The following is a 19520-nucleotide window of genomic DNA, read 5'->3' as shown; positions in this document are numbered from 1 at the left end:
AAAGATGTCGGGTATATCACCGCACAACAATTATGGAGCATAAACATGGCGTGGAATCAGCCCGGTAATAACGGACAGGACCGCGACCCGTGGGGAAGCAGCAAACCAGGCGGCAACTCTGGGGGAAATAAGGGTGGACGTGAACAAGGGCCGCCCGATCTGGATGATATCTTCCGTAAGCTGAGCAAAAAGCTCGGTGGTTTCGGCGGTGGTAAAGGTTCAGGCGACAATAACGGTAGCGCACCGCAGGGGCCGCGTAACCATATGGGCGGGCGTATTGTCACTATCGCTGCCGCCGCTGCTGTGATTATCTGGGCGGCCAGCGGATTTTATACCATTAAAGAAGCCGAGCGCGGTGTGGTTACCCGATTCGGCGAGTTCAACCGTCTGGTTGAGCCGGGTCTGAACTGGAAGCCGACGTTTATCGACGATGTGGTTGCGGTGAACGTTGAGTCCGTACGCGAGCTGGCCGCCTCTGGCGTGATGCTGACCTCGGACGAAAACGTGGTGCGCGTGGAGATGAACGTACAGTACCGCGTTACCGATCCGCGTCATTATCTGTTCAGCGTAACCAGCGCCGACGACAGCCTGCGTCAGGCTACCGACAGCGCGCTGCGTGGCGTTATCGGTAAATACACCATGGATCGCATCCTGACCGAAGGCCGTACCGTTATTCGTAGCGATACCCAGCGTGAACTGGAAGAGACCATTAAGCCGTACAACATGGGTATCACCCTGCTGGACGTCAACTTCCAGGCAGCCCGTCCGCCGGAAGAGGTGAAGGCCGCATTTGATGACGCCATTGCCGCCCGTGAAAACGAGCAGCAGTACATCCGTGAGGCAGAAGCTTACAGCAACGAAGTTCAGCCGCGGGCTAACGGTCAGGCGCAGCGTATTCTTGAAGAAGCGCGCGCGTATAAGACCCAGACCGTGCTGGAAGCGCAGGGTGAAGTTGCACGCTTCGCTAAAATCCTGCCGGAGTATAAAGCGGCACCGGAAATCACCCGCGAGCGTCTCTACATCGAGACCATGGAGCGCGTGCTGAGCCATACCCGTAAAGTGCTGGTCAACGATAAAGGCGGCAACCTGATGGTGCTTCCGCTCGACCAGATGCTGAAAGGCAATGCGGCTCCGGCTGCAAAAAATGATAACAGCGGTGATAACTCTCTGCTGCGTCTGCCGCCGGCGTCATCCAATACCGGCAGCAACCGCGCCAGCAGCGCATCGTCGTCATCATCGAATGCCGATATCATGGACCAACGCCGCGCCAACGCGCAGCGTAACGACTACCAACGCCCAGGGGAATAAACGATGAGGAAGTCAGTTATTGCGATAATTATCATCGTGCTGGTCGTGCTCTATAGCTCGATTTTCGTGGTGAAAGAGGGCGAGCGCGGTATTACCCTGCAGTTCAGCAAGGTGGTGCGTGATGAAGACAACAAGCCGCAGGTGTACGAGCCGGGCCTGCACTTCAAGATCCCGCTGATTGAATCAGTGAAGACCCTTGATGCGCGTATCCAGACCATGGATAACCAGGCCGACCGCTTTGTGACCAAAGAGAAGAAAGACCTGATCGTCGATTCCTACATCAAGTGGCGCATCAGCGACTTCAGCCGTTACTACCTGGCAACCGGCGGGGGCGACATCTCCCAGGCCGAAGTGCTGCTGAAGCGTAAGTTCTCTGACCGTCTGCGTTCAGAAATCGGGCGTCTGGATGTGAAAGACATCGTTACCGACTCCCGTGGTCGTCTGACCTCTGAAGTGCGCGAGGCGCTGAACTCCGGTTCTGCCGGCACCGAAGACGAAGTGGAAACCCCGGCAGCGGACGACGCTATTGCTAAAGCCGCCGAGCGCGTAGCGGCGGAAACCAACGGTAAAATCCCGGTGGTTAACCCGAACAGCATGGCAGCGTTAGGTATTGAAGTGGTGGATGTGCGTATCAAGCAGATCAACCTGCCGACCGAAGTATCCGAGGCGATCTTCAGCCGTATGCGCGCCGAGCGTGAAGCGGTAGCGCGTCGTCATCGTTCACAGGGTCAGGAAGAGGCCGAGAAACTGCGCGCGGCGGCGGACTATGAAGTTACCCGTACGCTGGCAGAATCCGAGCGTCAGGCACTGATCCTGCGCGGTGAAGGTGATGCCGAAGCGGCGAAACTGTTTGCTGACGCGTTCAGCCAGGATCCGGACTTCTACGCCTTTATCCGTAGCCTGCGTGCTTACGAAGGTAGCTTCCAGAGCAATCAGGACGTGATGGTACTCAGCCCGGACAGCGATTTCTTCCGCTTTATGAAGTCGCCGGGCAACAGCACTCGCTGATCCCGCGTCAGGCATAATGAAACCACCCGCTCCGGTTTACCGGCGGGTGGTTTTCTTTTTCTGGCCTCCGGTAAAGCGCTTCAGGTATGCTGCGCAGCAACCTGATATAAAGGAACACCCAATGAATTCAACGATCTGGCTGGCGCTCGCCCTGGTTCTGGTGCTTGAAGGCCTTGGGCCGCTGCTGTTTCCGCGGCTGTGGAAACGAATGGTGCTCAGCATTAGCCAGCAACCGGATACGCTTTTGCGTCGCTTTGGCGGCGGTCTTGTGGTTGCAGGCGTGGTAATCTACTACATGTTGACGAAAACGATTAACTGAGCACAAGTCTGGGTTTATCGCCGATTTTAGTTGTCTAAAAGTGCTGATCATCATGAAAACCGATGGTAGAATCCTTTTTTAAGCAAACGGTGATTTTGAAAAATGGGTAACAACGTCGTCGTACTGGGCACCCAATGGGGTGACGAAGGTAAAGGGAAGATCGTCGATCTCCTGACTGAAAGGGCTAAATATGTTGTGCGCTACCAGGGTGGTCACAACGCAGGCCATACTCTCGTAATCAACGGTGAAAAGACCGTTCTCCATCTTATCCCCTCAGGTATTCTTCGCGATAACGTCACCAGCATCATTGGTAATGGTGTAGTGCTGTCGCCGGCTGCGCTGATGAAAGAGATGAAGGAACTGGAAGACCGCGGTATCCCGGTTCGTGAACGCCTGCTGTTATCTGAAGCCTGCCCGCTGATCCTTGATTATCACGTCGCCCTCGACGTGGCGCGTGAAAAAGCACGCGGCGCGAAAGCGATTGGTACCACCGGTCGTGGTATCGGTCCGGCTTATGAAGATAAAGTGGCCCGTCGCGGCCTGCGCGTTGGCGACCTGTTCGACAAAGCCACCTTCGCTGACAAGCTGAAAGAAGTGATGGAATACCATAACTTCCAGCTGGTGAACTTCTATAAAGTTGACGCCGTTGACTACCAGAAAGTGCTGGATGACGTGATGGCTATCGCTGACATCCTGACCGCGATGGTGGTGGACGTATCTGACCTGCTGGATCAGGCACGTCAGCGCGGCGACTTCATCATGTTCGAAGGTGCGCAGGGTACGCTGCTCGACATCGACCACGGTACCTATCCGTACGTGACCTCCTCTAACACCACCGCCGGTGGCGTGGCGACCGGTTCCGGTATTGGTCCGCGCTATGTGGATTACGTGCTGGGCATCATCAAGGCTTACTCTACCCGCGTTGGCGCCGGTCCGTTCCCGACCGAGCTGTTCGACGATATCGGTGAGTTCCTGTGCAAGCAGGGCAACGAGTTCGGCGCCACTACCGGTCGTCGTCGTCGTACCGGCTGGCTGGATGCGGTTGCGGTGCGTCGTGCGGTGCAGATCAACTCCCTGTCAGGCTTCTGCCTTACCAAGCTGGACGTGCTGGACGGCCTGAAAGAGGTGAAAATCTGCGTCGGTTACCGTATGCCGGATGGCCGTGAAGTGACTACCACCCCGATGGCGGCGGACGACTGGGAAGGCATCGAGCCGATCTACGAAACCATGCCGGGCTGGTCTGAAACCACCTTCGGCGTGAAAACGCGCAGTGGCCTGCCGCAGGCAGCGCTGAACTACATCACGCGTATCGAAGAGCTGACCGGCGTGCCAGTTGATATTATTTCAACCGGCCCGGACCGTTCAGAAACCATGATCCTGCGCGACCCGTTCGACGCATAATCATTGAGGGGCGCGCTATGCGCCCCTTGTTACTTTTATGCTATCCTGCTTTGCCTCTTCCACTGATTTCACGCCGTTTTCTCACCCCGACGAAGCGCAAATAAATTAGCGGCTCCATAGCTGGCTGGTTTATCATCAATATGATACATACCCTTTATCCATCCGGGTTCAGACCGTATCGCAGGCGATGATAGAAATGGTCACCTTAAGCGCGGCGGTGTCATTTTCCTGTAATCCAAATCATTAAGGGTATGTCGCCCGATGGCGACCGCGTTATTTCCCATAGTCTGAGGTTGATGTGCAGTTAACGAGTTTTACCGATTTCGGTTTGCGAGCACTGATTTACATGGCATCGCTGCCCGAGGGGCGCATGACCAGCATTTCCGAAGTGACCAGCGTGTACGGTGTGTCACGCAATCACATGGTGAAAATAATCAATCAACTGAGCCGTTCAGGCTATGTGGCCGCAGTACGCGGAAAAAACGGCGGTATCCGGCTGGGTAAACCAGCACATGAAATCTGTATCGGCGATGTGGTTCGTGAACTCGAACCGCTGGCGCTGGTGAATTGTAGTAGCGAGTTTTGTCACATCACGCCCGCCTGCCGTCTTAAGCAGGTGCTGGCAAAAGCAGTACAAAGCTTCCTCCAGGAACTGGACAACTACACGCTTGCGGACATGGTTGATCATAACCAGCCGCTTTATAAATTACTGCTGGTGGAATAAATATCCGCGGATTTCAGGCTGCGTCACAGCATTGACTGGACGATCCTTGCGGCATAGATAACTATGTCAGAAGGTAAACACATAAGCCAACAGCCTGAAACGACGGGTAATTCCACCAGAAATGACAACGGAGGAACCGATATGTCACAAGATCCTTTTCAGGAACGAGAAGCCGAAAAGTATTCCAACCCTATCCCGAGCCGGGAATTCATCCTTGAACACTTAACCCGGCGTGAAAAACCCGCCAGTCGTGATGAACTGGCTGTTGAGCTGGGCATTGAAGGCGAAGAGCAGCAGGAAGCGCTGCGCCGCCGCTTACGCGCGATGGAGCGTGACGGTCAGCTCGTCTTTACCCGCCGCCAGTGCTATGCCCTGCCGGAGCGCCTTGATCTGCTCAAGGGGACTGTCATTGGTCACCGCGATGGCTTTGGCTTTCTGCGCGTGGAAGGCCGCAAGGACGACCTGTATCTCTCCAGCGAACAGATGAAAACCTGCATTCACGGCGACGTGGTGCTGGCGCAGCCGCTGGGCGCGGATCGTAAAGGCCGCCGCGAAGGGCGCGTGGTACGCGTGCTCGAACCGAAAATGAGCCAGATCGTTGGCCGCTACTTCACCGATGCGGGCGTCGGCTTTGTGGTACCGGACGACAGCCGCCTGAGCTTCGACATCCTGATCCCGCCAGAAGAGATTAACGGCGCGCGCATGGGCTTCGTGGTGGTGGTCGAGCTGACCCAGCGTCCGACCCGCCGCACCAAAGCGGTGGGTAAGATTGTGGAAGTGCTGGGCGACAACATGGGCACCGGCATGGCGGTCGATATGGCGCTGCGCACCCATGAAATCCCGTACGTCTGGCCGGAAGCGGTCGAACAGCAGATTGCCTCCCTGAAAGAAGAAGTGCCGGAAGAGGCGAAGATTGGCCGTGTTGACCTGCGCAAACTGCCGCTGGTCACCATCGACGGCGAAGACGCCCGTGACTTCGATGACGCGGTCTACTGTGAGAAGAAACGCGGCGGCGGCTGGCGCCTGTGGGTGGCGATTGCCGACGTGAGCTACTACGTGCGTCCGCCAACCCCGCTGGACAACGAAGCGCGCAACCGCGGTACTTCGGTCTACTTCCCGTCGCAGGTGATCCCGATGCTGCCGGAAGTGCTCTCCAACGGTCTGTGCTCGCTCAACCCGCAGGTTGACCGTCTGTGTATGGTCTGTGAAATGACCATCTCCGTCGGTGGACGTCTGACCGGCTCTCGCTTCTACGAAGCGGTGATGAGCTCCCACGCGCGTCTGACCTATAACAAAGTCTGGCAGATGCTGCTGGGCGACCAGGATCTGCGTCAGCAGTACGCGCCGCTGGTGAAGCCTATCGAAGAGCTGCACAGCCTGTATAAAGCGCTGGAGCAGGCGCGTACCCAGCGCGGCGGCATCTCCTTCGAAAGTGAAGAAGCGAAGTTTATCTTCAACGCCGAGCGCCGCATTGAGCGTATTGAGCAGACCCAGCGTAACGATGCGCATAAGCTCATCGAAGAGTGCATGATCCTGGCGAACATCTCCGCCGCACGCTTCGTTGAAAAAGCAGAAGAGCCGGCGCTGTTCCGTATTCACGACCGTCCGACTAACGAAGCGATTACCTCGTTCCGCACCGTCCTGGCAGAGCTGGGCCTGGAGCTGCCAGGTGGCAACAAGCCGGAGCCGCGCGACTACGCGCAGCTGCTGGAGTCCATCGCCGGGCGTCCGGACCATGAAATGCTGCAAACCATGCTGCTGCGCTCCATGAAACAGGCGATCTACGATCCGGAAAACCGCGGTCACTTCGGCCTTGCGCTCCAGCACTACGCGCACTTCACGTCGCCGATCCGCCGTTACCCGGACCTGCTGCTGCACCGCGCCATCAAATATCTGCTGGCGAAAGAGCAGGGCCACAAGGGCAACAGCACCGAGAGCGGCGGCTGGCACTACAGCATGGAAGAGATGCTTCAGCTGGGGCAGCACTGCTCCCTGACCGAGCGTCGCGCCGACGAAGCGACCCGCGACGTCGCCGACTGGCTGAAGTGCGACTTTATGCAGGACCAGGTGGGCCAGGTGTTTAACGGCGTTATCGCCAGTGTCACCGGCTTCGGGTTCTTTGTGCGTCTCAACGAGCTGTTTATCGACGGCCTGGTGCACGTCTCCTCGCTCGACAACGACTACTACCGTTTCGACCAGGTAGGCCAGCGTCTGATTGGCGAATCCGGCGGCCAGACCTACCGCCTCGGCGACCGCGTGGAAGTGCGCGTTGAAGCCGTCAACATGGACGAGCGTAAGATCGACTTCACGCTCATCTCCAGCCAGCGCGCGCCGCGCAACGTCGGTAAAACCGAACGTGAACGCGGGAAAAAAGCGCCCGGTGGCAAAAGCGGTGGCCGTCGTCAGGCAGGCAAAAAAACCAACTTTGAGCCGGACAGCGCATTTCGCAGCGAGAAGGGCAGAGGCAAGGTGAAGAAAGAGAGCGCTGCCCGCCCGGAAAAGAGCGAAAAACCGGCAAGAAGCAGTAAAAAACCGTCGGCGAAATCACAGAAGATTGCCGCCGCGACCAAAGCGAAACGCGGGTCGCGCAAGAAAGCGACTGACTGAGTATCTTCTCCCGGCGGCGTTCCTCAGGTGCGCCCCGGGAGTAAACCAATAACAGAGTTAATACGAGTATTTTCATGAGTGAAATGATTTACGGCATCCACGCGGTGCAGGCCCTGCTGGAACGTGCGCCGGAGCGCTTTCAGGAAGTATTTATTCTGAAAGGCCGCGAAGATAAACGTCTGCTGCCGCTTATCCACGCGCTGGAAGCCCAGGGCGTGGTAATTCAGGTCGCCAACCGTCAGTGGCTCGACGACAAGAGCGAAGGCGCGGTGCATCAGGGAATTATTGCGCGCGTGAAGCCGGGTCGTCAGTACCAGGAGAACGATCTGCCGGATCTGATCGCTGAACTCGATAACCCGTTCTTCCTGATCCTCGACGGCGTAACCGATCCGCATAACCTCGGTGCCTGCCTGCGCAGCGCCGATGCCGCCGGCGTGCACGCGGTGATCGTACCGAAAGATAAATCCGCTCAGCTCAATGCCACCGCGAAGAAAGTAGCCTGCGGCGCAGCGGAAAACGTGCCGCTGATCCGCGTCACCAACCTGGCGCGCACCATGCGTCTGCTGCAGGAAGAGAACATCTGGATCGTCGGTACCGCCGGCGAAGCCGATCACACCCTGTTCCAGAGCAAAATGACCGGCCGCATGGCGCTGGTGATGGGCGCGGAAGGGGAAGGTATGCGCCGCCTGACCCGCGAACACTGTGACGAGCTGATCAGCATTCCGATGGCGGGCAGCGTTTCCTCGCTGAACGTCTCGGTTGCCACCGGCATCTGCCTGTTCGAAGCGGTACGCCAGCGCGGTTAAGCCCGCCAGCCTGAAAACGCCATCCTGCGGGGTGGCTTTTTTATGTCTGCGCCCCCAGTGTAAAGTTTTATCAGCCCGGCGAGGATATACAGGCGGGCTGCTACTATAAGCGCCACAGGGGTTTGCCCCTGCAAACCAATAAAATTTACCGCCTCGGGAGACAGGATTGTGCAGACATTTCATGGATTAATGGCGTTCGCCGCCTACTTTTTTATCGGTCTGGCGATGATCAACTGCTTTATGTTCATCTACACCCGCATCACGCCGCACAACGAGTGGCAGCTGATTAAAGATAATAACAGCGCGGCGGCTGTTACCTTCAGCGGCGCCATTATCGGCTATGTCATTCCGCTGGCCAGTGCCGCCATCAACTCCGTCAGCATTGTCGACTATCTGATTTGGGGGGCGATCGCGCTGGTGGTTCAGCTTATAATCTACGGCGGCGTGCTGATGTATATGCCGAAGCTGAGCGAAAAAATCATCAACCGCAATCTTGCTGCCGGCATCTTTATGGGTGCGGCGTCCATCGCCGGTGGTATTCTCAATGCGGCATGTATGACATGGTAAACACAACACAGGGATAAGCATGGCGGCAGCAAGGAAGACGCGCAAAAAAAGGAATCTCCCCAGCCCGGTAATGCGGGCATCCGACCTCGAAAAGGGGTCGTGGGAGAAAAAACGCAAAGGCCCCACCATTCTCACCCTCGCGATCATGGGCGGTGCCGCCTTTTTCGTGCTGCGCGGCAACAGCGACGAGGCCAATGCCAACGACGGCGACGGCCTCTACTATGGCTCACCGGAAGCCTGTCACGCCGACGATCACCCGCTGGAGGCGTGTAACGCCGCCTGGGAAAATGCGCGTCGGGAGTTCGAGAAGGGCATCCCTTCTCCGATGAGCTGGGAGCAGTGCTTCAACAGCTATCAGAACTGCAACTACAACGCCGAGCGTAAAACCTGGGTGCCGGTGATGGCGGGATTCCTGCTGGCGCAGCGCGAGCAGGAGGAGCAGAGCAGCCAGAGCGGGTCCGGCTATACCAGCTCAACGTATTACTCCAGCGGCAGTCATTACTACTATTCTCGTCCGGCCTGGCGCGATACGCAGGGGCGCTATACCTGGCGTTCGCGATCTCCTGGCAGCGTCAACGGCTACACCAGTAAAACCGCCGATACCCTGTCCCGCGGGGGCTTTGGTCGCGCCAGCGCGCATCACAGCTTCGGAGGCTAAATGCTTCGCCATAATGTGCCGGTGCGCCCCGGCCTCGAACGCATTGCCCGGGAACACGGCTTCAACTTTCACATCATCGATAATGAAATTTACTGGGATGAGAGCCGCGCCTACCGGTTTACGCTTCAGCAGATAGAGACGCAGATAGAAACGCCCACCGAAACGCTGCATGAGATGTGCCTTGAGATCGTCGACCGCGCCGTGCGCGACGAGGCGATGATGACGCGTCTCGCCATCCCGGAGCTCTACTGGGACGCTATCGCCCGCAGCTGGCACGAACGCGATCCGTCGCTGTATGGCCGCATGGATTTTGTCTGGAGCGGCAGCGGGCCGGTGAAGCTGCTGGAGTACAACGCCGATACCCCCACCTCGCTTTATGAATCCGCGTATTTCCAGTGGCTGTGGCTGGTGGACGCCCGCCGTCACGGCCTGATCCCGCGCGATGCCGATCAGTTCAACTCCCTGCAGGAGAAGCTGATTGCCCGCTTTGCCGCCATCGCTACCGCCGAGCCGCTCTATTTCTCCTGCTGTCAGGAATCGGAAGAGGATCGCGGCACGGTGCTGTATCTGGAGGATTGCGCGCGCCAGGCCGGGCTGGAGACGCGCTTTTTGTTCATCGAGGATATCGGGCTTGGCACCGGCGGGCTGCTGACCGACGAGCAGAACCGGATCATTACCCAGGCGTTTAAGCTCTATCCGCTCGAGTGGATGATGCGCGACGACTACGGCCCGCTGCTGCGCAAGCGCGCTGAACGCTGGTACGAGCCGCTGTGGAAAAGCATTCTCAGCAATAAAGGGCTGCTGCCGCTGCTGTGGCAGCATTTCCCTGACCATCCCAACCTGCTCCCCGCCTGGTTTGCTGACGACACCCCGCCGACCTCAGCGCTGGAGGCGTATCGCGGCTACGTGCGCAAGCCGCTGTTTTCTCGCGAGGGCGGCAACGTCACGGTCTATGACCGGGGCCATCGCATTATTGAGGATGTGCAGGGCGATTACGGTCACGAGCCGATGATCTACCAGGCGTTCGCCCCGCTGCCGCGCTTTGGCGACAGCTATACGCTTATCGGTAGCTGGCTGGTGGGCGACGAGGCAGCGGGTATCTGCCTGCGCGAAGACGCCTCGCTGGTGACCAAAGACACCTCGCGTTTTGTGCCGCACTACATCGCCGGCTAGCGAATTCCCTTTTTTGTGACGTTACCCCGGCGCAGTGACGCTGGCGCTGTCCATACTTAGTGGCGTTGCCACTTCGGGGAGGGACTCACAATGCGCTGGCAAACCCATACCGTGTTTAATCAGGTTGCAGCCCTTAACAACAGTAACCTTTTTCTCTCTGATATCCCGCTGCGCGAGGCGGTCAGCCGTGAAAGCGCACAGTGGGATGCGGAACTGCTCGCCAGCATCGGCCAGCAGCTCGGCACCGCCGAGTCGCTGGAGCTGGGGCGGCTCGCCAACGCTAACCCACCAGAACTGCTGCGCTACGATGCCACCGGCGAGCGACTCGACGATGTACGTTTTCATCCCGCCTGGCATTTGCTGATGCAGGGGCTGTGCGCCAACCGGGTGCATAATCTGCCCTGGCAGGAGGAGGCCCGCATCGGCTCGTTTGTCGCCCGCTGCGCCCGCTTTATGCTCCATGCCCAGGTGGAAGCGGGAACGCTCTGTCCGGTTACCATGACCTTTGCCGCCACACCGTTGCTCATCCAGACGCTGCCAGCGCCGTTTCGTCCGTGGCTGAAACCGCTGCTTAGCGACCGCTACGATGCCCATCTTCAGCCCGGCAGCCAGAAGCGCGGCCTGCTGATCGGCATGGGCATGACCGAGAAACAGGGCGGATCGGACGTGCTGAGCAATACCACCAGGGCGGAGCCGCTGGAGCGCCGCGGCCCCGGCGAGGCGTACCGGCTGGTAGGGCACAAGTGGTTTTTCTCGGTGCCGCAGAGCGATGCGCACCTGGTGCTGGCTCAGGCAAAAGGCGGGCTGTCCTGTTTCTTTCTGCCGCGCTTTCTGCCGGACGGACAGCGCAATGCGGTACGGCTGGAGCGGCTGAAAGATAAACTCGGCAACCGCTCGAACGCCAGCAGCGAAGTGGAGTTTCACGATGCCGTCGCCTGGCTTATCGGCGAAGAGGGGGAGGGGGTACGCCAGATCCTGAAAATGGCGGGCATGACGCGGCTCGACTGCGCTCTGGCCAGCCACGGCATGATGCGGCGCGCACTGTCGGTGGCGCTGTATCACGCCCATCAGCGCCAGGCGTTCGGCAAAAACCTTATCGATCAGCCGCTGATGCGCCAGCAGACAGGCCGCATGGCATTGCAGCTGGAGGGGCAGACGGCGTTTCTGTTTCGCCTCGCCCGCGCCTGGGAGCAGCGCAGCGACGCGCGGGAAGCCGCATTCTGCCGCCTGTTTACCCCGGCGGCGAAGTTCTCCGTCTGCAAAGCGGGCATTCCTTTTGTTGCTGAGGCGATGGAGATCCTCGGTGGCAGCGGCTACTGCGAAGAGAGCGAGCTGCCGCGGCTCTACCGGGAAATGCCGGTAAACAGCATCTGGGAGGGGGCAGGGAATATTATGTCGCTGGATGTCCTGCGGGTGCTGGCGAAGCAGCCTGGAGTAATGGAGATGCTCAGTGCGGAGTTTGATGAGGTGAAGGGCCAGGACCGGCATTTCGACCGGGCCTGGCGTCAGCTACAGCAGCGGCTGCGTAAGCCCCATGAAGCGCAGGCGCGCGACATTACGCGCCAGCTTGCGCACCTTGCCTGCGGGGCGCAGCTGCTGCGGCACCTCTCTCCGCCGCTGGCGGAAGCCTGGTGCCGCATGATGCTCGATCCGCGCGGCGACACGCTGATTAACACGCAGGTGCTGGATGACCTGCTGTTACGCGCCACCGGCGGGGTGGGCTAATCCCGCTTAAAGACGGAAAATGCTCACCAGTTCGTTCAGATGGTGCCCCTTCTCGCGCAGGGTCTGGGACGTCTGCTCGCTGCGTGAGACGCGCTCGGCGTTGATGTGCGTCGCTTCACCAATCTGGCTCATGGCGATGTTCACCTGGCCGATACCCGCCGACTGCTCGTGCGAGGCATGGTTGATCTCGGTCACCAGCTGATCGATCTGATCGATGTGGGTGATGATGGTATCCATCGCGTTGCGCGTCTGCTCCGACAGGGCATGACCTTCGCCCACTTTGGTCAGGGTATCGGCGATAAGCTGCTCGATCTCTTTCACCGCGTTGGCGCTGCGAGCCGCCAGAGCGCGCACTTCCTGGGCCACGACCGCAAAGCCTTTCCCGTGTTCACCCGCGCGCGCCGCTTCGACGGCGGCGTTCAGCGCGAGGATATTGGTCTGGAAGGCAATGGACTCGATAACGTGGGTAATATCGGCGATACGCTGGGAAGCGCCGCGAATATCATTCATGGTCGCCACCGCATTACCTACGGTTTCGCCACCCTCATGCACCGCCTGCGCGGCCTGATTTACCAGCTGCTGGGTCTGCGACATGTTTGCGGCATTCTGCTGCACCGTGGCGGCAATCTGCTCCATGCTGGCGGAGGTCTCTTCGACGCTGCTGGCCTGCTTGTTGATCTGCTCGCTGATCTCCACGCTGTCGGCGGCCAGCGCATCGGTACCGCTGCTGATCTCGCCCGCGGCGTCGCGCACCTGGTGCACAATCTGCTGCAGGCCGTTGCCGATGCCGTTGATCGCCTGAATCAGCTCGCCCACTTCATCTTTACGGCTGGAGTTGATGGTGGCGCGCAGATCGCCGGCGGCATAGCTCTGTCCAAGCGTGATGACTTCGCGCAGCGGCGTGGTCAGCCAGCGGCGGATCATCACCACAAACAGCGCGGCAAACAGCAGGGAGATCACCAGGCCGGCAATCAGGAACTGGTTGCGCATGGTGTTGACGGCGGAGAGCAGAGAAGCTCTGTCTACTTCACCGATAATCGCCCAGTTCCAGCCCGGCAGATGGGTAAAGGAGAGCATGGCAGTGCGACCATCCGGCTTTTCCATCTCAAAGGTGCCGGATTCGTCGGTCATGATGCGCTGCTGAATCTCATCAGCCCACTGCGGACGTTTACCTTCCTCTTTGGCATGGAACAGGAATTTGCCATTGTTAGCACCCGGCGAGCGATCCAGCACGTAGAAGTGGCCGCTGTCGCCCAGGCGACGGCTGAGGATCTTGTCGCGCATCACCTGCCAGGAGTTACTGATATCCACGCCAACGAAGATAATGGCGATGGTCTGGCCGCTGGCGTCCTTCACCGGCTGATACTGCGTGATGTAGCGCTTGCCAAACAGCTTCGCCAGGCCGCGATAGACCTCGCCTTTATTTACCGGCGCAAACGCCGGGCTGGCGCGATCGAGCAGAGTACCAATCGCACGGCTGCCATCCTCTTTACGCAGCGAGGTCGCTACGCGCACGAAATCGTCGCCGCTGCGCACGAACAGGCTCGCAATCGCCCCGGTGCGCGCCAGGAAGTCGTCCGGAATGGTGTTGTTTTCGTGCAGCGCCACGTCGCCGCCTTTCAGCAGCGGAACGGTAAAGTTATTGATGGTGCGCGTTTCGCTGGCATCCCGGCTTAACGGCTGGGGCAGGAAACTGGTAAAGAGTCGGGTAAAGCTTTCGACCTCTTCCGTGAGGCTGCTGTCAAACATCACCGCCATATCCACCACGCCCGTGGTCTGGTTATGGAGATCTTCAAGCGCCAGCGCTTCCAGCTGCTGGCTTGCCTGATGGCTTAACGTCCATGTAAATAACAGGAACAGTACCGCGACGGTGCTGCCGGTCAGTAATGAGAGTTTTGCTCCCAGTCCAAGGTGCCGGAAAAAATTAATCATGACATAGCCCAATAAGTAAACGAACGAATGGTGGCTCGTTCAACGGCATCGGGCGGGGAACATTTACCTGTTAAATGTAAGAAATTATTTCCCAGGTAAATTAATTGATCATGATCATTGCAAGTTTAATGAATAGACAATTACGTCACACAAAGCGGTGACGTAATAATCAGAAAGCGGATTTATGCGTAAATAATGGCCTGGACCCGCCAGTTATCGGGGTTGTGGTTCTCCTGCATCTGCACGATACGATACCAGGAAGCGCCCTGTTCGTCTGCTTTCAGGGCAATGATCCGTTCCACATCCTGCGCACTGCCAAAAATATTATTTACCGAAATCAGCCCGATCTCATTCAGGCCGGTGACCCGGTCGGCGCAGGCGCGATCCGCCGACTGGGCAGAGGTGGTAATAAGTCCCACTGATAACAACAGCGTGGTTAAGGCAAGAGATCGTTTCATCGTCAGCTCCATTTACGTTACCCCGTTACGACAGGGCACTCCTTCGCAGGCCAGGCCATCCCTTTTCAGACATGAAAACCATTGTGCACAGGAAACGCTAAAACGGCGCAAAGCAGTGTAAATATCGTGCAAACCGTTACTTACGATAGAGAATGGCCTGCGCGTACCACTGACCCGTCACCACCGTTTCATCGTTAAGCACGATAACGTAGTAGTCTGCTCCGGCCGCGACGGCCTTCTGATGCAGGGCTGCTTCACTGTCGCTCGGCGCGCCCTGTACCATCACGCTGACCGTTCCCATGCGCTGTAAACCCTGGGTCTGATTACGCTGGATCTCCTGCGGCGCATCGGTGAGCGGCGGGGCAGGCTGAGGCGTACCTTCCAGCACGGAACAGGCGCTTAACAGCAGCGCCAGCACCGGTATAACCATCCGACGAATATGCATGTTTTGTTTCCTGATGAGGTTAAGTGTAGTGGCAGGCGCGCTCACGATAAGGGAATGATCCCTGTTTTGTTATCTCTGACGCGCTTTTTCACGTTTTTTATTCTGGTAACCCGCCGCCACGCGATGCGTTTGCGCTGAGTGACCGGTTGCGGTCCAGGCAGCATCATGGCATACAGAAAAAAAGTATAGCGAGGTGTGGGTATGATTGAAGTGTATACCGAGCGGTTTGCCGGCATTGAGACGCTGCATGCGGTTCCGGCGGGTATGAAAACAGCGGCGTTGCCAACGGTAGTGTTTTACCACGGCTTTAGCTCCTCAAAAACCGTCTACAGCTATTTTGCTGTTGCGCTGGCCCAGGCGGGATTTCGCGCCATTTTGCCCGATGCGCCGCAGCACGGCGCACGCTTTGACGGCGATGCGGCCGTTCGCGTGCAGCAGTTCTGGCAGATCCTTCAGCAGAATCTCAGCGAGTTCGCCCCGCTGTCAGCTGCTCTGCGTGAGGCTGGTCTGATTCAGCCCGGGCAGCTGTATGTTGCCGGCGCGTCGCTGGGTGGAATGACCGCGCTGGGCCTGATGAGTACGCATCCGGAGATTGACGCGGTGGCATCGCTGATGGGCTCCGGCTATTACACCTCGCTTGCCCGCTCGCTCTTTCCGCCAGTGGACTGGAATCGCCCCGGCGCGCGCGCGGAATTCGAGGCTATCGTCGCGCCGCTCGCGCGTTTCGAAGCTGTGCGCAATCTTGAACGTCTGGCACATCGCCCGCTGTTTCTCTGGCATGGCGAGGCGGATGACGTTGTGCCCGCCACGGAATCCTTCAGCCTGCAACTGGCGCTGCAAACCGCCGGGCTGGCCGAAAATCTGCGCTGGCAGTGGGAGGCGGGAGTGAAACACCGCATCACGCCCGCGGCGCTGGACGGCTGCGTTGCGTTCTTCTCCCGGATTGCAGGAATTAATTAATCATTCACCTTGAGTTCGCCCCGGAACGCCAGTATGATTACGCGTCAATTTTTCAGCCGCCCTTTAACAACGTTCCTTGCCTCCACGGGCCGCGGCTGACCCAGACAGGAGGCTGAATAATCCGTAAGGAGCAATTCGATGCGTCATTACGAAATCGTTTTTATGGTCCATCCTGACCAGAGCGAACAGGTTCCGGGCATGATCGAGCGTTACTCTGCTGCTATCACTGGTGCAGAAGGCAAGATCCACCGTCTGGAAGACTGGGGCCGCCGTCAGCTGGCTTACCCGATCAACAAACTGCACAAAGCACACTACGTTCTGCTGAACGTTGAAGCGCCGCAGGAAGCGATCGATGAGCTGGAAACTAACTTCCGCTTCAACGACGCCGTTATCCGTAGCATGGTAATGCGTACCAAGAACGCAGTTACCGAAGCATCTCCGATGGTTAAAGCGAAAGACGAGCGCCGTGAGCGTCGCGATGATTTCGCAAACGAAACCGCAGATGATGCAGATGCTGGGGATTCTGAAGAGTAATTCTGATGGCCAACCGTCTGGTTTTGTCCGGCACCGTGTGCAGGACACCCCTACGAAAGGTCAGTCCATCAGGAATTCCACACTGCCAGTTCGTGCTTGAGCATCGTTCAGTGCAGGAGGAAGCCGGGTTTCACCGGCAGGCGTGGTGCCAGATGCCTGTAATAATCAGCGGGCACGAGAACCAGGCCATTACTCACAGTATAACGGTCGGTACGCAACTCACCGTGCAGGGCTTCATTAGCTGCCACAAGGCGCGAAATGGTCTGAGCAAAATGGTGTTGCATGCCGAGCAGATTGAATTGATAGATTCTGGAGACTAGCCAAATGGCACGTTATTTCCGTCGTCGCAAGTTCTGCCGTTTCACCGCGGAAGGCGTTCAAGAGATCGACTATAAAGATATCGCTACGCTGAAAAACTACATCACCGAAAGCGGTAAGATTGTCCCAAGCCGTATCACCGGTACCCGTGCAAAATATCAGCGTCAGCTGGCTCGCGCTATCAAACGCGCACGCTACCTGTCCCTGCTGCCGTACACTGATCGTCATCAGTAATCGGTCACGGTCCATTAATACGACTTTGAGAGGATAAGGTAATGCAAGTTATTCTGCTTGATAAAGTAGCAAACCTGGGTAGCCTGGGTGATCAGGTTAACGTTAAAGCGGGTTACGCTCGTAACTTCCTGGTACCACAGGGTAAAGCTGTTCCTGCTACCAAGAAAAATGTTGAATTCTTCGAAGCACGTCGTGCTGAACTGGAAGCCAAACTGGCTGACGTTCTGTCTGCTGCTGAAGCGCGCGCTGCGAAGATCAACGCACTGGAAACCGTTACCATCGTGTCTAAAGCAGGCGACGAAGGTAAACTGTTCGGTTCCATCGGTACTCGCGACATCGCTGACGCTGTAACTGCAGCTGGCGTTGATGTTGCCAAGAGCGAAGTTCGTCTGCCGAACGGCGTTCTGCGTACCACTGGCGAGCACGAAGTGGACTTCCAGGTTCACAGCGAAGTATTCGCTAAACTGACTATCAACGTGGTTGCTGAGTAATTCAGCCCCTGCGCGATAATCAGGTAAAAACGCCGGCCTTGTGCCGGCGTTTTGCTTTTCTGGCGCGCTTAACCTAGCGCACCCGCAGGAAGCTGCCGTCCGGCTGACGGGTAAACAGCGCCTGCACCCCTTCACCCATCTCCACCGTTAGTCCGGTCACCACGCCGTTGGCGTTCTGCCGCACCTGCACCATCTGCCCGCTCTGTAAGTTACTCAACGGCTTGCCGTCGCCCTCTACCTTTGCCATCGCGTACACGTCTTCCGCAGGCAGGTTGTGATCGCGGAACAGCTGCGCCAGGGTTTTACCAGAATCGACCCGGTAGCTGCGCCACTGCTGCTCGATATCGTTCTCCTGGAACGGCGCTGGCGCCTGCTGTGCTGGTGGCGCGTTTGTGGTTTCCGGCGCGGCGGGCGCCACAGGCTGCGCCTGCATCACGTCCCGATCTATCGCTACCGGCACAGGCGTGCGCTCGGTCTGCGGACGCGGGGAGGGCCAGAGCACGGCGGCGATCACCACCAGCGCCGCAATGATGATCCCTTTGCGGTGCAGGGACGGGAGCGGATCCATCAGTCGGACACGATCCGGCGCGTTCCAGATCCGCATCAGGGTAGGTTTCAGATTCAATCGCCCGGGCATAACGCCTCCTGCCAGGTTAACCGTCACGGCGTCAGTCCGGCGCGCTATGCCCGGCTGACCGCTCATCCATGACGTAAAGAAAACCGCGCTTACGCTCAGGGTAATAGCCTGAATGGCGCGCTGTGATGAAGCCATTATAGATCGCTAACTGCTTGAAGACCGTAGCAATGCCCGCTTTCGTGACCGCCTGCGCGCTCAGAGGTCAATTTTTAAGACTGTTCGTCAGCGGCGGGTCCAGGCAGGCTTTTGACGCAGAGTGTTTTACCCACCGGGCAGCGGCTGTTATGCTGCCCGCTATTTTTATAAACGCGATGAAAGGATAACCCATGACAACCCCTTCTTTTGATAGTGTCGAAGCGCAAGCAAGTTACGGTATCGGTCTGCAGGTCGGTCAGCAGCTGCGTGAATCTGGCCTCGAAGGTCTGCAGCCGGAAGCGCTGGTAGCAGGCCTGCGTGATGCGCTTGAGGGGAATCAGCCCGCGGTGCCGGTTGATGTAGTACATCGCGCGCTGCGTGAAATTCACGAGCGTGCAGACGCGGTGCGTCGCGAGCGCCAGCAGGTAATGGCGGAAGAAGGCGTGAAGTATCTGGAAGAGAACCGCGAGCGCGAAGGCGTAAACAGCACCGAAACCGGTCTGCAGTTCCGCGTTCTGACCCAGGGCGAAGGCGCTATCCCGGCGCGTACCGACCGCGTGCGCGTTCACTACACCGGTAAGCTTATCGACGGCACCGTATTCGACAGCTCCGTCGCGCGCGGCGAGCCGGCTGAATTCCCGGTAAACGGCGTGATTGCCGGCTGGATTGAAGCCCTGACCCTGATGCCGGTTGGCTCCAAATGGGAACTGACTATCCCTCATAACCTCGCCTACGGCGAGCGCGGCGCGGGTGCCTCCATTCCGCCGTTCAGCACCCTGGTGTTTGAAGTCGAGCTGCTCGAGATCCTGTAATCTCCCGTTTCCCTCGCCTGTTATCGTCCCGGGCGGGGGAAAAATCCGCACCGCAGCGCCTTTAATTTGTTGTTACGCCGCAAACCGCGATTTTATCTTGCAAATAGCCGGGTTAAGGGTATTTTTGTGAGCTATTTCGCGTTGCGAGAGTGATTAGACACTCAATTTAAACATAAAATTAACATTATATTTAAAACATAGTACTCATCTCGCCCAATCTTACCTACTATCGAAATGCTTCAGACAGACACCCCAACTCCGGATACAA

21 protein-coding genes are annotated in these 19520 nt (G+C 58.0%); 17 read left to right on the top strand and 4 right to left on the bottom strand.

Annotation, left to right across the window (positions count from 1 at the left end):
* Positions 1 to 45: 45 nt before the first annotated feature.
* The 11 genes from hflK to KFZ77_RS17245 all read left to right on the top strand — a co-directional run bounded on the left by hflK (position 46) and on the right by KFZ77_RS17245 (position 12296).
* Complete coding sequence (gene hflK / locus KFZ77_RS17295; RefSeq protein WP_031521566.1) at positions 46 to 1308, top strand: FtsH protease activity modulator HflK; 1263 nt, start codon at positions 46 to 48, stop codon at positions 1306 to 1308.
* A gap of 3 nt (positions 1309 to 1311) precedes the next feature.
* Positions 1312 to 2316 carry a protease modulator HflC gene (gene hflC / locus KFZ77_RS17290; protein WP_031521568.1) on the top strand — a complete coding sequence of 335 codons (1005 nt, stop codon included), beginning with the start codon at positions 1312 to 1314 and terminating at the stop codon, positions 2314 to 2316.
* 121 nt (positions 2317 to 2437) lie between these two features.
* Positions 2438 to 2635: a DUF2065 domain-containing protein gene (locus KFZ77_RS17285; protein ID WP_031521570.1), complete on the top strand. Its 198-nt coding sequence runs from the start codon at positions 2438 to 2440 to the stop codon at positions 2633 to 2635.
* 102 nt (positions 2636 to 2737) lie between these two features.
* A complete protein-coding gene (locus KFZ77_RS17280; RefSeq protein ID WP_031521572.1) occupies positions 2738 to 4036 on the top strand; it encodes an adenylosuccinate synthase in 1299 nt (432 codons plus the stop codon).
* A gap of 298 nt (positions 4037 to 4334) precedes the next feature.
* Positions 4335 to 4760, top strand: coding sequence for a nitric oxide-sensing transcriptional repressor NsrR (nsrR, locus tag KFZ77_RS17275; protein ID WP_264384898.1), 426 nt, complete (start codon positions 4335 to 4337; stop codon positions 4758 to 4760).
* A 141-nt stretch (positions 4761 to 4901) separates the two neighbouring features.
* Positions 4902 to 7367, top strand: a complete 2466-nt coding sequence (gene rnr / locus KFZ77_RS17270) for a ribonuclease R (protein WP_264384897.1) — start codon at positions 4902 to 4904, stop codon at positions 7365 to 7367.
* A 74-nt stretch (positions 7368 to 7441) separates the two neighbouring features.
* Positions 7442 to 8173, top strand: coding sequence for a 23S rRNA (guanosine(2251)-2'-O)-methyltransferase RlmB (rlmB, locus tag KFZ77_RS17265; protein WP_031521578.1), 732 nt, complete (start codon positions 7442 to 7444; stop codon positions 8171 to 8173).
* A 168-nt stretch (positions 8174 to 8341) separates the two neighbouring features.
* The gene (locus KFZ77_RS17260) at positions 8342 to 8740 is read left to right on the top strand and encodes a DUF350 domain-containing protein (RefSeq protein ID WP_081826921.1); all 399 of its coding nucleotides are present in this window, start codon (positions 8342 to 8344) and stop codon (positions 8738 to 8740) included.
* Positions 8741 to 8759: 19 nt separating this feature from the next.
* Entirely contained in the window at positions 8760 to 9398 is a 639-nt protein-coding gene (locus tag KFZ77_RS17255; protein ID WP_264384896.1) for a DUF1190 domain-containing protein, read from the top strand.
* Entirely contained in the window at positions 9399 to 10571 is a 1173-nt protein-coding gene (locus KFZ77_RS17250) for a glutathionylspermidine synthase family protein (protein ID WP_264384895.1), read from the top strand.
* A gap of 90 nt (positions 10572 to 10661) precedes the next feature.
* On the top strand, positions 10662 to 12296 hold the full coding sequence (locus KFZ77_RS17245; protein WP_264384894.1) for an isovaleryl-CoA dehydrogenase: 1635 nt from the start codon (positions 10662 to 10664) through the stop codon (positions 12294 to 12296).
* Positions 12297 to 12302: 6 nt separating this feature from the next.
* Here KFZ77_RS17245 and KFZ77_RS17240 read toward each other — a convergent pair whose 3' ends face one another.
* The 3 genes from KFZ77_RS17240 to bsmA all read right to left on the bottom strand — a co-directional run bounded on the left by KFZ77_RS17240 (position 12303) and on the right by bsmA (position 15131).
* Complete coding sequence (locus KFZ77_RS17240; protein WP_264384893.1) at positions 12303 to 14228, bottom strand: methyl-accepting chemotaxis protein; 1926 nt, start codon at positions 14226 to 14228, stop codon at positions 12303 to 12305.
* A 182-nt stretch (positions 14229 to 14410) separates the two neighbouring features.
* Complete coding sequence (yjfN, locus tag KFZ77_RS17235) at positions 14411 to 14698, bottom strand: DUF1471 family protease activator YjfN (protein WP_031521589.1); 288 nt, start codon at positions 14696 to 14698, stop codon at positions 14411 to 14413.
* A gap of 124 nt (positions 14699 to 14822) precedes the next feature.
* The gene (gene bsmA / locus KFZ77_RS17230; protein WP_264384892.1) at positions 14823 to 15131 is read right to left on the bottom strand and encodes a biofilm peroxide resistance protein BsmA; all 309 of its coding nucleotides are present in this window, start codon (positions 15129 to 15131) and stop codon (positions 14823 to 14825) included.
* 201 nt (positions 15132 to 15332) lie between these two features.
* Between bsmA and yjfP the strand changes: the two genes are divergently transcribed.
* From yjfP to rplI, 5 genes are all read left to right on the top strand, one after another.
* Positions 15333 to 16091: an esterase gene (gene yjfP, locus KFZ77_RS17225; protein WP_264384891.1), complete on the top strand. Its 759-nt coding sequence runs from the start codon at positions 15333 to 15335 to the stop codon at positions 16089 to 16091.
* Between the two features lie 138 nt (positions 16092 to 16229).
* Complete coding sequence (gene rpsF, locus KFZ77_RS17220) at positions 16230 to 16625, top strand: 30S ribosomal protein S6 (RefSeq protein WP_031521594.1); 396 nt, start codon at positions 16230 to 16232, stop codon at positions 16623 to 16625.
* A 5-nt stretch (positions 16626 to 16630) separates the two neighbouring features.
* The gene (priB, locus tag KFZ77_RS17215) at positions 16631 to 16945 is read left to right on the top strand and encodes a primosomal replication protein N (RefSeq protein ID WP_024548317.1); all 315 of its coding nucleotides are present in this window, start codon (positions 16631 to 16633) and stop codon (positions 16943 to 16945) included.
* Between the two features lie 4 nt (positions 16946 to 16949).
* Positions 16950 to 17177 carry a 30S ribosomal protein S18 gene (rpsR, locus tag KFZ77_RS17210; RefSeq protein WP_000135199.1) on the top strand — a complete coding sequence of 76 codons (228 nt, stop codon included), beginning with the start codon at positions 16950 to 16952 and terminating at the stop codon, positions 17175 to 17177.
* 41 nt (positions 17178 to 17218) lie between these two features.
* Positions 17219 to 17668, top strand: coding sequence for a 50S ribosomal protein L9 (gene rplI / locus KFZ77_RS17205; RefSeq protein ID WP_031521596.1), 450 nt, complete (start codon positions 17219 to 17221; stop codon positions 17666 to 17668).
* 73 nt (positions 17669 to 17741) lie between these two features.
* Here the strand turns inward: rplI and KFZ77_RS17200 are convergent, their stop codons facing one another.
* Positions 17742 to 18305: an OapA family protein gene (locus KFZ77_RS17200; RefSeq protein ID WP_264386213.1), complete on the bottom strand. Its 564-nt coding sequence runs from the start codon at positions 18303 to 18305 to the stop codon at positions 17742 to 17744.
* Between the two features lie 326 nt (positions 18306 to 18631).
* Between KFZ77_RS17200 and fklB the strand changes: the two genes are divergently transcribed.
* Positions 18632 to 19252: an FKBP-type peptidyl-prolyl cis-trans isomerase gene (gene fklB / locus KFZ77_RS17195; RefSeq protein ID WP_031521599.1), complete on the top strand. Its 621-nt coding sequence runs from the start codon at positions 18632 to 18634 to the stop codon at positions 19250 to 19252.
* Positions 19253 to 19520: the final 268 nt, after the last annotated feature.

It is taken from the genome of Siccibacter colletis (genome assembly GCF_025914095.1).
GTDB classification, from domain to species: domain Bacteria; phylum Pseudomonadota; class Gammaproteobacteria; order Enterobacterales; family Enterobacteriaceae; genus Siccibacter; species Siccibacter colletis.
The sequence above is the reverse complement of the archived record's forward strand: the minus strand, read 5'-3'. Positions and strand labels throughout refer to the sequence as shown.